At 34.4% G+C, this 13216-nt stretch carries 14 protein-coding genes; 10 read left to right on the top strand and 4 right to left on the bottom strand.

Features of this window, described 5'->3' with window-relative positions:
- Positions 1–484 precede the first annotated feature (484 nt).
- From OEW74_RS01370 to OEW74_RS01330, 9 genes are all read left to right on the top strand, one after another.
- Positions 485–1366, top strand: coding sequence for a bestrophin family protein (locus OEW74_RS01370; RefSeq protein WP_265426774.1), 882 nt, complete (start codon positions 485–487; stop codon positions 1364–1366).
- A 71-nt stretch (positions 1367–1437) separates the two neighbouring features.
- The gene (locus OEW74_RS01365; RefSeq protein WP_159472590.1) at positions 1438–1968 is read left to right on the top strand and encodes an RNA methyltransferase; all 531 of its coding nucleotides are present in this window, start codon (positions 1438–1440) and stop codon (positions 1966–1968) included.
- A 184-nt stretch (positions 1969–2152) separates the two neighbouring features.
- Complete coding sequence (locus OEW74_RS01360) at positions 2153–2803, top strand: CBS domain-containing protein (protein ID WP_074230613.1); 651 nt, start codon at positions 2153–2155, stop codon at positions 2801–2803.
- Position 2804: 1 nt separating this feature from the next.
- Positions 2805–3671: an NAD kinase gene (locus tag OEW74_RS01355; protein ID WP_265426773.1), complete on the top strand. Its 867-nt coding sequence runs from the start codon at positions 2805–2807 to the stop codon at positions 3669–3671.
- A gap of 72 nt (positions 3672–3743) precedes the next feature.
- On the top strand, positions 3744–4814 hold the full coding sequence (gene fbaA, locus OEW74_RS01350; protein ID WP_265426772.1) for a class II fructose-bisphosphate aldolase: 1071 nt from the start codon (positions 3744–3746) through the stop codon (positions 4812–4814).
- A 90-nt stretch (positions 4815–4904) separates the two neighbouring features.
- Positions 4905–5759 carry an acetyl-CoA carboxylase, carboxyltransferase subunit beta gene (gene accD, locus OEW74_RS01345; protein WP_265426771.1) on the top strand — a complete coding sequence of 285 codons (855 nt, stop codon included), beginning with the start codon at positions 4905–4907 and terminating at the stop codon, positions 5757–5759.
- A 55-nt stretch (positions 5760–5814) separates the two neighbouring features.
- Complete coding sequence (locus OEW74_RS01340; RefSeq protein WP_265426770.1) at positions 5815–6336, top strand: DUF6973 domain-containing protein; 522 nt, start codon at positions 5815–5817, stop codon at positions 6334–6336.
- 177 nt (positions 6337–6513) lie between these two features.
- Positions 6514–7917 carry a nucleoside recognition domain-containing protein gene (locus OEW74_RS01335; RefSeq protein ID WP_265426769.1) on the top strand — a complete coding sequence of 468 codons (1404 nt, stop codon included), beginning with the start codon at positions 6514–6516 and terminating at the stop codon, positions 7915–7917.
- A gap of 78 nt (positions 7918–7995) precedes the next feature.
- Positions 7996–8382 carry a hypothetical protein gene (locus OEW74_RS01330; RefSeq protein ID WP_265426768.1) on the top strand — a complete coding sequence of 129 codons (387 nt, stop codon included), beginning with the start codon at positions 7996–7998 and terminating at the stop codon, positions 8380–8382.
- 84 nt (positions 8383–8466) lie between these two features.
- Here OEW74_RS01330 and OEW74_RS01325 read toward each other — a convergent pair whose 3' ends face one another.
- The 4 genes from OEW74_RS01325 to OEW74_RS01310 all read right to left on the bottom strand — a co-directional run bounded on the left by OEW74_RS01325 (position 8467) and on the right by OEW74_RS01310 (position 11128).
- On the bottom strand, positions 8467–9345 hold the full coding sequence (locus tag OEW74_RS01325) for a ferric siderophore ABC transporter substrate-binding protein (protein WP_265426767.1): 879 nt from the start codon (positions 9343–9345) through the stop codon (positions 8467–8469).
- Between the two features lie 34 nt (positions 9346–9379).
- Positions 9380–9778, bottom strand: coding sequence for an ExbD/TolR family protein (locus OEW74_RS01320; RefSeq protein ID WP_265426766.1), 399 nt, complete (start codon positions 9776–9778; stop codon positions 9380–9382).
- 10 nt (positions 9779–9788) lie between these two features.
- Entirely contained in the window at positions 9789–10493 is a 705-nt protein-coding gene (locus OEW74_RS01315) for a MotA/TolQ/ExbB proton channel family protein (protein ID WP_230650110.1), read from the bottom strand.
- 173 nt (positions 10494–10666) lie between these two features.
- On the bottom strand, positions 10667–11128 hold the full coding sequence (locus OEW74_RS01310; RefSeq protein ID WP_265426765.1) for a hypothetical protein: 462 nt from the start codon (positions 11126–11128) through the stop codon (positions 10667–10669).
- 236 nt (positions 11129–11364) lie between these two features.
- Between OEW74_RS01310 and OEW74_RS01305 the strand changes: the two genes are divergently transcribed.
- Positions 11365–13161, top strand: a complete 1797-nt coding sequence (locus tag OEW74_RS01305; protein ID WP_265426764.1) for a DUF885 domain-containing protein — start codon at positions 11365–11367, stop codon at positions 13159–13161.
- Positions 13162–13216: the final 55 nt, after the last annotated feature.

The following is a 13216-nucleotide window of genomic DNA, read 5'->3' as shown; positions in this document are numbered from 1 at the left end:
AAAAATTTTGATGTTAATTCCCACAGATTACTCAGATTTGCACAGATTTTAAGCATAAATTTAATTTTAATACATATTACTAAAACCCATTGTGCATTTTAAATTTTGTTTTTCGGAAATAAGTGAAACGGCTTTGTATATCTTATTCCAGTATTTTTTAAAATTCCTTGCCTATCCTTGCGTTTTTTAATCGCTAAGAAAGACAAAGTTCATTTAGATAGACCTCTTTTTTTTAAATAAACAAAGGCATTTGACTTCGTCGAATCTTCGATTTCATTTAACAAAGAAATACAATGTTTTAAATATCAAGTATTTAAAAACTTATTCAAAATACACAACGGGTATTACTAAAGTATTTAGGATAAACAATGGTATTTGTTGTTAAAAAATCTCCATCCCTTAAATCAATCTATTAAGTTTAAAATAAGATTTCTGCGAAAAAAAACAAACCGAATATTTTATCTTTGCAAAAGACACGCAACCCATGAGAGTTTACAATACCAAACATTTTCTGAAAATATTGGTCAGCTTACATAAAAGCGACACCATGAAAATCCTTTTTCCAACAATGATTTTGATGGCTGTTTATTCTTACGGAATCCAGTATCTGGAAATTGAATATCTGCATTTGACCTCAAAATCTAAAGTCAGCAATGTCGGGATGATTCATTCTTTATTGGGATTTGTTTTGTCTTTATTGTTGGTTTTCAGAACGAATACCGCTTACGACAGATGGTGGGAAGGAAGAAAACTTTGGGGAAAACTGGTAAATGACACGAGAAATTTTGCCGTAAAAATCAATATGATTCTTTCAAACGACAGAGATTCTGCAAACCAAATTGCACGTTACTTAAAATACTATCCACATTTTTTAGCTAAACATCTTTCTCAGGAGTCTACAAGATTGGCTCTTGATGAAGATTATTCTGAAATTGAAAAATCTTTAAAAAATCACGGACCTACAGATTTGGTGATTCTTCTGACGCACAAATTGCATCAATTAAAAAAGGAAGGAAAAATTTCTGATGTAGAAATGCTGTATTTAGATACGCAGATCTCAGGTTTTCTTGATGTTTGCGGAGGTTGTGAAAGAATTAAAAATACACCAATCCCCTATTCATACTCTTCATTTATAAAAAAGTTTATTATTTTATATGTTTTGGCTTTACCGATTGCTTACGTGATCAATCTTGGGCTATTTATGATCCCGCTGACGGTTTTTGTATATTATGTATTGATGAGTCTCGAATTAATTGCTGAAGAAATTGAGGATCCTTTCAATAATGATGAGAATGATATTCCGATGGAAACGATCGCTCAGAATATTGAAAAAAATGTGCATCAGATTATGGGTGCAAAAAAATAAAAATAATGGATCGTTTTTAAATCCGTTCATAAAGAAGAATTCGTAAATTGTAATAAGAAATAAAAATTATTTTGGTAAATAAATTAAAACTGGAAGAACTCAACAGAATTGATGTAGAAACTTTTAAAAAGGTTGAGAAAATTCCTTTGGTGGTGGTTTTAGATAATATAAGAAGCATGCACAATGTGGGTGCGACTTTTAGAACAGCAGATGCTTTTTTGGTTCAGAAAATTATTCTGTGTGGAATTACGCCACAACCGCCACATCGTGAAATTCATAAAGCAGCTTTAGGCGCAACAGAAAGTGTAGACTGGAGTTATGAAAATGATATTAATGTCACGATAAACGATTTAAAAAGTCAGGGGTTTGAAGTTGTAGGTATCGAGCAAACAACTAACAGTACGATGATTACTGATTTTAAAATCGATAACACTAAAAAATATGCAGTTATTTTAGGGAATGAAGTGGAAGGAATCAGCGACGAAGCTTTGCAGAATATTGATTCTTTTATTGAAATTCCACAGCTCGGAACAAAGCATTCTTTAAACGTAAGTGTATGCGGCGGAATCGTGATGTGGGAGTTTGCAAAAGCCCTAAAATAAAAAAACTGCGTCTGTCTAAAGACAGTGCAGTTTGAAATAAATCTAATAAAAAGTAAAAATGAAAGGCGACAAAGATACTTTATTTTTCTTTACGAACAAATTTTTGAATCCGTTTTTTTACTTTTTTGAAAAATAACTTAACTTTTAGAGAAAGGTTTCGTTTAAAATTTTATAAATTAGCACAATGTTTATCAAGGACTATATCTCAAAAGATTTTCCGTGTTTTCATCTGACTGACTCTATCGAATCAGCTAGAGAAACCCTAGAAGCATTTGGATATACGCATATTTTCATTAAAAAATCCCACCACTTTTACGGAGCCATCGCCAAAGACTTCCTTTATGAGGAAGAAGGTACTCTGAAAAATCTGGAACATCAGATCGAGCGGTTTGCGATTTTGGAAGACAATAATATCATGGATAGCATCCGATTGTTTTATACATTCAATGCCAACGTGATTCCTGTGATTAACAAAAATGAAAAATATCTGGGTTACATCTGTTGCGACGATGTTTTTCAAACCTTTTCAAAATACCCTCTGTTTTCAGAAACCGGCGCTATTCTTACGATAGAAACTCCGGCAAGGAAATATTCTATGACAGAAATTGCCAATATCGTCGAGAGCAACAACTCTAAATTTTACGGCGGATTTATCAGTTTTATGTCTGATGAAGTGATTCATATCACCATCAAAATCAGTAACGAAAATTTGGCTTCCATTGATGCAACGTTTGACCGTTATGATTACAGAATTGTAGAAAAATATTATTCTGATGAGAAAACAGATCTTTTCAAAGACCGTTTAGGTTTTTTACAAAAATTTATCGAAATATAATATGAAGGCAGCCATATATTCTCAGAAAAAAGATCTTGATACTTTTTTATATTTAAGCAAATTTATTTCTGAACTGGAAAGCAGAGGTGTAAAATCTGTTTTGTTTGACGAAATGGCTGAAGCGCTTCAGTTTTCTAAAATTTTTGAGACTTTTGGCAACAAACAAGATCTTATCGATAAAGAAGTTGATCTTTTCTTCACTTTCGGAGGTGATGGAACGATTGTAAACTCTTTAACTTTTATTGAAAATCTTGAAATCCCTGTTGTGGGGGTTAATACCGGAAGACTTGGATTTTTGGCAAGTTTCACCAAAGAAGAAGCCTTCAAAGAACTCGATTCTATTTTAAAAGGTGATGTAAAAACCAGCCGAAGATCTGTAATTGAAGTTGTTTCACCTAAGTCTGATGAGTTTTTTCCGTATGCTTTAAATGATGTAACAGTTTCCAGAAAAGAGACCACATCAATGGTAACGGTGGATTCTTATATTAATGATGAATTTTTAAATGTATTTTGGGGTGATGGTGTAATTGTTTCTACACCAACGGGTTCGACAGCTTATTCATTAAGTTGCGGCGGACCTATTATTTCTCCAAACAACGAAAATTTTGTTATTACACCGATTGCTCCACACAATTTAAATGTAAGACCTTTGGTTGTTAATGATAAAGTAGAAATTAAATTTAAAGTGGAAAGCAGAGTTCCGCAATATTCTCTTTCATTAGATTCAAGATTAATTCATATCGAAACCGATCAGGAAATTGTGATAAAAAAAGCAAGCTTCCAGCTATTATTGGTGCAGCCCAACAATTTAAGTTTCTACGAAACCATCCGTCAGAAGCTACTTTGGGGACGAGATAAAAGAAATTAGTAATTTCTTAAAATTGATTACCTTTACAAGAATTTTCAAAAAATATCCTAATATATTATAATAAAGTAAAACATGAGCAGAATTTTCCCGGCAGGAGTTGCCACAGGTCAGTTAGTTACAGATATTTTTCAATATGCTAAAGAAAACAAATTTGCATTACCTGCAGTGAACGTAATTGGTTCTAGCAACGTAAACGCAGTAATGGAAACTGCAGCAAAATTAAATTCACCTGTTATCATTCAGTTTTCTAACGGTGGAGCAGCTTTCAACGCTGGAAAAGGACTAAGCAATGACGCTCAGAAATCAGCTATTTTAGGTGGTATCGCAGGAGCTAGACATATTCATACCCTTGCTGAAGCTTACGGAGCAACAGTAATTTTACATACAGATCACGCTGCAAAAAAATTGTTGCCTTGGATCGATGGTTTGATGGATGCTAACGAAGAATTCTTCAAGCAGACCGGAAAATCTCTTTACTCTTCTCACATGCTTGATCTTTCTGAAGAATCTTTAGAAGAAAACCTTGAGATCTCTGCTCAATATTTCGAGAGAATGGCAAAAATGCAGATGACTTTAGAAGTTGAAATCGGGGTTACAGGAGGTGAAGAAGACGGTGTAGACAATTCTAGTGTAGACAACTCTTTATTGTACACTCAGCCAGAAGACATCGCTTACACTTACGAAAAACTGAAAGCAGTTTCTGACAACTTTACCATTGCAGCAGCTTTCGGAAACGTACACGGAGTTTACAAGCCAGGAAACGTTGTGCTTACTCCAAAAATCTTAGATAACTCTCAGAAATTTGTTCAGGAAAAATTCGGAACTGCAGAGAAGCCAATTAATTTTGTATTCCACGGTGGTTCAGGTTCATCTTTAGAAGAAATCAGAGAAGCTATTGATTACGGGGTAATTAAGATGAATATTGATACTGATCTTCAGTTCGCTTACTCAGAAGGAATCAGAGATTACATGATCAACAATGTAGAATATTTGAAAACTCAAATCGGAAACCCTGAAGGAGAAGAAAAGCCTAACAAAAAATACTATGACCCAAGAGTTTGGATCAGAAAAGGTGAAGAAACTTTCTCTAAGAGATTAGTTCAGGCATTTGAAGATTTAAATAACGTAAATACTTTAAAATAAAAATTGTATCAGTGTATTAATGTAAAATGTATTCATGATTTGAAAATTTTACATTAATACATTTTACTTTTATACATTAATACATACAAGATGGCATTCGACTGGTTTAAAAGAAAAGCACAAAATATTACCACTTCTACAGATGATAAAAAAGACGTACCAAAAGGTCTTTGGCATCAGACTCCATCAGGAAAAGTTGTGGAACACGATGAACTAAAGAAAAACAATTATGTTTCTCCTGAAGACGATTTTCATGTAAGAATAGGAAGTGCAGAGTTTTTTGACATCCTTTTTGACGAAGGAAAATTCACTGAGCTGGATGCGAATGTGGAAAGTATTGATATTCTTAACTTTAAAGATACCAAGTCATACACCGACCGTCTAAAAGAAGTAAAAGCAAAAACTAAGCTTACAGATTCTATCAGAAATGCTGTAGGAACCGTAAACGGAACTGAAATGGTAGTTTCTTGTATGGATTTTGCTTTCATTGGAGGATCTTTAGGTTCTGTAATGGGTGAAAAAATCAGAAGAGCAATTGATTACTGTATCGAAAAAAGACTTCCGTACATGATTATTTGTCAGTCTGGTGGAGCAAGAATGCAGGAAGCAACCTATTCTTTGATGCAGTTGGCAAAAGTTCAGGCTAAATTGGCCCAGCTTTCAGAAGCAGGACTTTTATACATCGCTTATCTTTGTGACCCAACTTTCGGTGGAATTACCGCTTCATTTGCAATGACTGCAGATATTATTATGGCAGAACCAAAAGCTTTGATAGGATTTGCAGGACCAAGAGTTATCCGTGAAACAATCGGTAGAGATTTACCTGAAGGTTTTCAGACTTCAGAATTCTTGCAGGAAAAAGGCTTTGTAGATTTTATTGTAAAAAGAACAGAAATTAAAGAAGTTGTTTCTAAAACAGTAAATCTTTTGGCTGTAAAAGCTTAAAATTTAAACTAAAAAACATATTATCTCTCTCAATTTGGGAGAGATTTTTATTTTTATGAGGACATTTAAAGTTATTTTAAATACCATCACATCAATGAGTTTAAAGAAAATCTTTAGACTCTTATCTGCAGTTTTGCCACACCCTCTTTTTTCGATTTTAAGTTTTTATGCAACGATAAAAGCCTTTTCTATCGCACAGAAGCTTTATCCTAAAACGGCATCCAAAAACGGTGAAGGAAACGCTTTCAGACATTCACTTTGGTGTTGCCTGATTATGATGTATTGCTGCAAAGTTTCATCTCCTGAAAAAGCATTAAACTTCTGTAAAAAAATTACAGATCTGCACGAAGAATTATTTCCGAACGAGCCTTTGGAAACCAAAATGGATCTCCACAACAATAAAATAGGCATGGATTATTTTATGGAACTTCTTCCGGGAATTCACCGTCAGTTTTTTGAGAAAAGCTTTTTTATTAAAGAATTACAAAAGAAAACAGCCAATGCCAAGATTTTAAAAAGTCTGGATGATGATTTTGAAGGAGAATTGGTGTATTTGGATGAAAATACCAATTGTTAGATTATACATTCTGCTTATCATTTCGTAGGAATCTAGATTCAAATCTTTAATTTATATCCTTAGATTTCTCCGGAATGACAAACATTGTTCAAATTTACTGGCATCATTAAAATTTATTTTCATCCTTTTTGTAATCTGAGTTTTTTTTAACTAAGTTTAAACAATTAATTTAATCAAATGGTTCTCAGCAGAATTTGGTCGGCTTTCATCATCATTGCCATTACTATTGCAAGTATAAAATACATCTCGTCAAGCCACTACAAAACCATTTTTAATGATATGGTTGTAGGAAAAGGCGGCGACACCGTACAAATTGCTACCCAAAACATCACTACACTCTCTCCTATTGTAAAAGATAGCCTGATGAAAAAAAATGATTTTGCCGACAGCAGAATCCATTATAAAGCAGATTCTCTGAAACAAAATGTACAGGTTTACCGAGTTCAGGAAGCAGATGGCGTCATTGGAACATCTGAAACTGCCGTTAAAATATGTCTTGGTTTAATAGGTATCATGACGCTCTTCATGGGTTTCATGAGTATCGCAGAAAAAGCTGGTGGAATCAATCTTTTAAGCCGATTAATACAGCCATTTTTCTCAAAATTATTTCCAGAAATACCCAAAAACCACCCTGCTTTCGGTCACATGCTGATGAACTTTAGCGCCAATCTTTTAGGTTTGGATAATGCCGCAACTCCTTTTGGTCTAAAAGCAATGGAAAGTTTACAGACTTTAAATCCAAATAAAGAGACAGCGAGCAATTCACAAATTATGTTTCTCTGTCTTCACGCAGGCGGAATGACATTGATTCCTGTTTCTATTATTGCAATCAGGGCTTCGATGGGTTCAAAAACACCGACTGATATTTTTCTTCCGTGTATGATCGCGACTTTTGCAGCAACTTTAGCGGCAATGATTATTGTTTCTGCTTATCAAAAAATAAATCTATTAAAACCTATTGTTCTTGCCTATGTTGGAGGAATTTCAGCTTTGATCGCGCTTTTGGTTGTCTATTTAGTTCAATTGAGCAAGAACGAGCTGGATGATTTCAGCAAAGTTTTAAGCAATGGTTTGATCTTATTTATTTTTATTGCCATTGTTCTCGGAGCCGTTTACAAAAAGATCAATGTTTTTGATGCTTTTATTGAAGGCGCAAAAGAAGGTTTCTGGACGTGTGTAAAGATCATTCCTTATTTGGTAGGAATGCTGATTGCTATTTCTTTATTAAGAACTTCAGGAGTTTTTGATGTTATTATTGATGGAATGAAATGGGTGGCAAATGTTGCAAATTTAGATGCCAGATTTGTCGATGGTCTTCCGACTGCATTAATCAAACCTTTGTCCGGTTCCGGAGCAAGAGGAATGATGGTTGATACGATGGCAACTTTTGGAGCTGACAGTTTCCAGGGTAAATTGGCAGCGGTTCTTCAGGGAAGCTCAGACACGACGTTTTACGTGATCGCAGTTTATTTTGGAGCAGTAGCCGTAAAGAATACGAGATATACAGTAATTGCCATGCTTTTGGCTGATTTGGTGGGTGTAATTACTGCAATTGGATTGGCATATTTGTTTTTCGCATAAATTCAAATCATAAATTTAAAATTATAATTAAACGATAATCAACTCGGAACTAAAAACCCGAAACTTTAAACTAAAAAAATGATTACAGATAAAGAATTCACATTAAGATTAATACGTCAGTTAACTCAAGCTTTAGAAAAACTGATTTTAGACAAACCAGAAGAAAGTTTAATGCAGAAAGAATTAGATTTCGATTCTTTAATGAAAGATATTTTTAAATTTGATTTTCAAGTTCTTTCCTCAAAATCTAAGGAAGAAATTATCGAGATTGTGAACGAAAGACAGGAAAGAGATCACAAAGATTATTACGAAATGCTTGGTAATCTTTTCTATTACAACGGAAAAGTAGAAAAGAATAATGAGTTTCTGGACAAAGCAAAAACCTTCTACGAACTCTATCTTAAAACCAGCGGAATTTTTGCACTTCCGATTATCAACAGAATTAACGAAATCGCGAAGAATTAATCTCCAAGAAATCACCGATAAAGATTAAATGATTAATTATATGACAAATAAAAAAAAGCACTTGAATAAAGTGCTTTTGTATTTTTAAAATGTAATGTTATAAGTTCCGGTGGATGAAACGCTGGCTTTTTCAGCTTTCACGTATTTTTTAACCCAAGCAACCGAAGTAGAAACTACACAAGGATCTGAAATTCCGCCTGATCTTCGTGCAGAAGAAATATTTCCGGCTTTATCTACGGTGTAAGCAATGGTAATCGATCCGCTCGCAGTACAATTATGACTTGGTTGCGCACCTCCTCTTCCCATTGTTCCTGGAATATATCCAATCAATCGACGGTCAATTCCTACTTTGCTGTCGCCATTTCCATCTCCGCCTAAAGGATCGCCATTATTACCTATTCCAGTTCCTGTACCTTGACTTCCGGCTTTTGTACCACGACCTCTAATTAGATTTCCGATGGCTGCAGTTCCTTTTCCGTCGCCATTTCCTGTTTTAGAATTGGCTGTTGTTGCAGAACTTTTTGCGCTTTTCGTAGTCGAACTTGCCGTTGATTTTTTATTGGTTTTTGAATCTTCTTTTTTCGGAGCGGTAACTTTGGTATTTGTTCCGGTAATTATTTTTTCTTTAACCTCAGTTTTCTTTGATTCAGGCTTTGGATCCGGAGTAATTACTGTTTTAGGTTCAGAAACAACATTTTCAACAGGCTCTGGAGCGGTTTCTATAGCTTCTGCAGCCAAACTCCCTTCTTGATTTGCAGGTTCTTCAACACCTGATCCATTTCTGTTATCTCCAAAGTTAACGAGCATTGTAGTAATCACCTCAGGTTCTTTTGCACGCTCAGTAGGTTTCATTTTATAGATGAAAACGAATAACAAAATAGCAGACCAAATCATGATAGAAAGTATTGCACTTTTTACCTTATCTCTGTTTTCCTCGTCTCTGTTTACAATATAGCTTCTCATTTTAAAATGATCTTTTCCGGTATTTTCGGAAGTACTATTTATCTTTAACCGTTGCAATGGCGATATTCAATTTATTTTTTTCAGCAATTTCCATTAAAAAAACAACATCTTTATGCATTGTGCTTTCATCTGCTCTTATGGTAAATGATTTTGCCGATTTACTCTGAAGGTCACTCAGGATCGTTTGTTCTACCAATTCTCTCGCTACAGGAATATCGTTTACAAAATACGATCCGTCTGGTTTTACACTTACCGTCATAGGATTCGGAATGTTGTTATCTACACTTCCTGTTTGTGGAAGTTTTACATCAATCGCACTCTGATTAGCCGCCGAAGAGGTAATCATAAAGAAAATCAACATTAGCAAGATAACGTCTGTCATTGCTGCTAAACTGAATTCCGGGTGCGCTTTATTTCTTCTCTGAATTTTCATCTGTTAGAATTTATAAAGGTTTATTGATAATATCTAAAAATTCTCCCGAAACATTCTGGCTTCTCAGAACAAATTTATCAATTCTTGTCAGCAAAATATTATAGAAAAAGTTGGCAGGAATGGCTACCGCCAAACCAACTGCAGTTTGTCCAAGAGCGGTATAAATACCTTCAGATAAAGTTTTCGGAGAGAAAGCGCCTTCAGCATGAGACAGATCAAAGAACGCAATAATCATCCCGATTACCGTTCCCAAAAGACCCAACATCGGTGCAATACTTGGTACAACTGCCAAAAGATTCAGGTTTTTTTCCATGTTGGCAACCTCAATTTGCGCCTGAGATTCCATTGCGCTAACAATATCAGAAACGGGTCTTCCCAATCTTGAAATTCCTTTTTCTAAAATTCTGGATTCCGGTGAATTCTGTGTTTTACAATAATCTGCTGCAGCTTCTATCTTTCCGTCTCTTATGAAATCTTCGATGTTATTCATAAAATTAGAATCCGTTTTTGAAGTCATTCTTTTAATAAAGAAAAATCTTTCAAAAAAAAGATAAACAGAGAAAACTCCTAATAACAAAACAGTTACCATCACTATTTTAGCGAAAGCACCACCATGAAAAAGGATATTCCAAAAAGAAAATTCAAGCTTTTCTACCGGTACAGCAGGTACAGCGACCTGTGCAAATAAAATCTGAGTAAGTTCCGTTAACAGCATTAATTGATTATTTTTATAATGATTTTAAACGACAAAAATAATGGAATATTATTAATCCTTATCTTAAAATAAGCTTAAAAAACACATCCCAAAGCTAATAATGTCTTAAAAAAGCAAATTTCTTTCCAAAAGAGTATTTGAAAAGAAATTTGTAGTTTATATTTTGGCAGCGATTAGTCTTCGTCTACCTCTATTTCGTCTTGTTTAAATTCGCATTTCAGCCTGAAAGGAATCGGAGTATCAGAACCTGTGTAAAAATCATCAATGTTTCCTTTCCAGATTACCTGAAGCTCATTTTCTTCGTTTTTCTCAAAACAAAGTTCGTTATCGTAGATGAAGGCATCTTCATCATCAAACAAATTGACTTCGGTATAAACCTCATCGTCAGAATCGTTGATTTCGAATGTTTTTCCTTCAATTTCGGCAGAATCTATTGGAAATTCAATTATTTCCAGCGAAAGCTGAGGAAAGTTGTACTGCAGAGAATCGTCGTCTACATGATCCAAACCGTCGTCGGTAATGACCTCTACTTCCAGAAAGTGTTTTTGATTACTATAAACAGCCTTGCAATAAGTGCTTCTTATATTGTATTTTAGTGTTTCGTCCGGATGGTAAATTTTTAAAATCCCTTTCATTATTTCTTAAAAAAGAGCTGTAATACTATGATTGTTAAATGCTTTAGGCAAAGATAAAAAATTGTACGAATCTGAAAAATGTTTTGAAAATTATTTTTATTAAAATCTACATTTAAAACAAATTTGATGTACAATATTGGTTATTTTTGTTATTTATTCGTTTGAATAAAATGCTGAAACAAAATTTTGTAACAACCATTGTATTTCATCTTACAAATAAAAAGTAAAGATTATCTATGAAAAATATTTTATTTAAAACCATAATCGGTCTCGGCTTGGCGGTGAGCATCTCATCTTGCAAAAAATCAGATTCACCATTAACGAAAGTTACGCCAACCAATATAGATTCTATTGCGTCTAATTATTATGAGCAATATCTGAAGCTTTATCCTTTAGAAGCCACTTCACAAGGAGACTTGAGGTACAACGACCAGCTTCCGATCAATATTGATAAAGATTTTATTTTGGGAGAAATTGCTTTTTATAACTCCATCCAAAAACAGCTTGAAAATGTAGATTACAAAAGCCTTTCAGATGAAGACAAAGTGGTTTATGATGTTTTAGATTATACTTTAAAAGATAAAATTGAAGCTTACGCTTATCATCCTGAATATATTCCTTTCAGCCAGTTTACAGGCTTACCATTAAACTTTCCTTTGTATGGAAGCGGACAAGGAAGTCAGCCTTTCAACACAGAAAAAGATTATGAAGACTGGTTAAAAAGAATGGAAAAATTCCCGGAGTGGATGAATGCTGCTGCAGATAATTTCCGTGAAGGAATAAACAACAAATTCGTTCTCCCAAGAAAATTAGTGGTAAAAATGATTCCCCAAATGAAAGCTGAAGAAATCATCACACCAGATTTTGAAAAGAATATTTTCTACGGACCTATAAAAAATTTTCCAAAGAGCTTCAGCAAAGAACAAAAAGAAAAACTTACCAAACTGTATAAAGAGGCGATTACAAAAAATATCATTCCAGCGTATACAAAAATGGGCGAGTTTTTAGAAAAAGAATATTTGCCTAAATCCAGAGAAACAGACGGTTACAACAGCCTTCCTAAAGGAGACAATATTTACAGATATTATGCTAAAAGCTGGACAACAACCAACAAAACACCTGAAGAAATCAATAAAATTGGTCTACAGCAAGTTGCCATGTTACGTGGTGAAATGGAAAAGGTAAAACAACAAGTTGGTTTCAAAGGAACGCTTGAGGAATTTATCAATTCTGTAAAAACAGATCCTAAAGCAATGCCTTACAAAACCTCAAAAGAAGTTTTGGATGGTTTCAACGGGATTTTAGCTAAAATAACTCCAAAGCTAAAAACAATGTTCAGCGTAACGCCAAAGACTAAATTTGAAATCAGACAGACCGAAAAATTCAGAGAAGCAAGCGCAAGCGCAGAATACATCCAGGGAACTCCCGATGGAAAAAGACCAGGAATTTTCTATATGCCACTTCCTGATCCGTCAAAATTCAACGTTACTTCAGGAATGGAATCTCTTTTCTTACACGAAGCGATTCCGGGACATCATTATCAGGTTTCTCTGCAACAAGAAAATACAAAACTTCCAAAATTCATGAGATTCGGCTGGTTTGGAGCTTATGGTGAAGGTTGGGCGCATTATTGCGAAACTTTAGGTCCGGAATTCGGGTTGTACACAGATCCTTACCAAAAAATGGGTTATTTGAGCGATCAGATGCTTCGTGCAGTACGTTTGGTCGTTGACACCGGAATTCATACCGGAAAAATGACAAGAGAAGACGCTATTACTTATTTCCTAAGCAATATTGCCTATGATGAAGCTGGCGCAACTGCAGAAGTTGAAAGATATATGGCAATGCCCGGACAAGCTTTAGGTTACAAAATTGGGTCTTTAAGAATCAGAGAACTGAGAGAAAAATACCAGAAAGAATTGGGCGATAAATTTAATCTGGCAAAATTCCATGATGAAGTTTTGAGCCAGGGTTGTCTTCCTTTGGATGTTTTAAACAGAAAAATGAAGCTTTGGGCGACGAAGCAGAAGTAAGTTTAACCTAAAATTACAGAGAAAATTTTCTCATTAAATTATAGAAGCCACGAAT

The organism is Chryseobacterium sp. YIM B08800, assembly GCF_026163565.1.
Taxonomy (GTDB): domain Bacteria; phylum Bacteroidota; class Bacteroidia; order Flavobacteriales; family Weeksellaceae; genus Chryseobacterium.
The sequence above is the reverse complement of the archived record's forward strand: the minus strand, read 5'-3'. Positions and strand labels throughout refer to the sequence as shown.

Coding starts and splice junctions, on each gene's coding strand:
- OEW74_RS01370 (WP_265426774.1), top strand. CDS start 485: ATGAGAGTTTACAATACCAAACATTTTCTGAAAATATTGGTCAGCTTA.
- OEW74_RS01360 (WP_074230613.1), top strand. CDS start 2,153: ATGTTTATCAAGGACTATATCTCAAAAGATTTTCCGTGTTTTCATCTG.
- OEW74_RS01355 (WP_265426773.1), top strand. CDS start 2,805: ATGAAGGCAGCCATATATTCTCAGAAAAAAGATCTTGATACTTTTTTA.
- fbaA (WP_265426772.1), top strand. CDS start 3,744: ATGAGCAGAATTTTCCCGGCAGGAGTTGCCACAGGTCAGTTAGTTACA.
- accD (WP_265426771.1), top strand. CDS start 4,905: ATGGCATTCGACTGGTTTAAAAGAAAAGCACAAAATATTACCACTTCT.
- OEW74_RS01340 (WP_265426770.1), top strand. CDS start 5,815: ATGAGGACATTTAAAGTTATTTTAAATACCATCACATCAATGAGTTTA.
- OEW74_RS01335 (WP_265426769.1), top strand. CDS start 6,514: ATGGTTCTCAGCAGAATTTGGTCGGCTTTCATCATCATTGCCATTACT.
- OEW74_RS01330 (WP_265426768.1), top strand. CDS start 7,996: ATGATTACAGATAAAGAATTCACATTAAGATTAATACGTCAGTTAACT.
- OEW74_RS01325 (WP_265426767.1), bottom strand. CDS start 9,345: ATGAGAAGCTATATTGTAAACAGAGACGAGGAAAACAGAGATAAGGTA.
- OEW74_RS01320 (WP_265426766.1), bottom strand. CDS start 9,778: ATGAAAATTCAGAGAAGAAATAAAGCGCACCCGGAATTCAGTTTAGCA.
- OEW74_RS01315 (WP_230650110.1), bottom strand. CDS start 10,493: ATGCTGTTAACGGAACTTACTCAGATTTTATTTGCACAGGTCGCTGTA.
- OEW74_RS01310 (WP_265426765.1), bottom strand. CDS start 11,128: ATGAAAGGGATTTTAAAAATTTACCATCCGGACGAAACACTAAAATAC.
- OEW74_RS01305 (WP_265426764.1), top strand. CDS start 11,365: ATGAAAAATATTTTATTTAAAACCATAATCGGTCTCGGCTTGGCGGTG.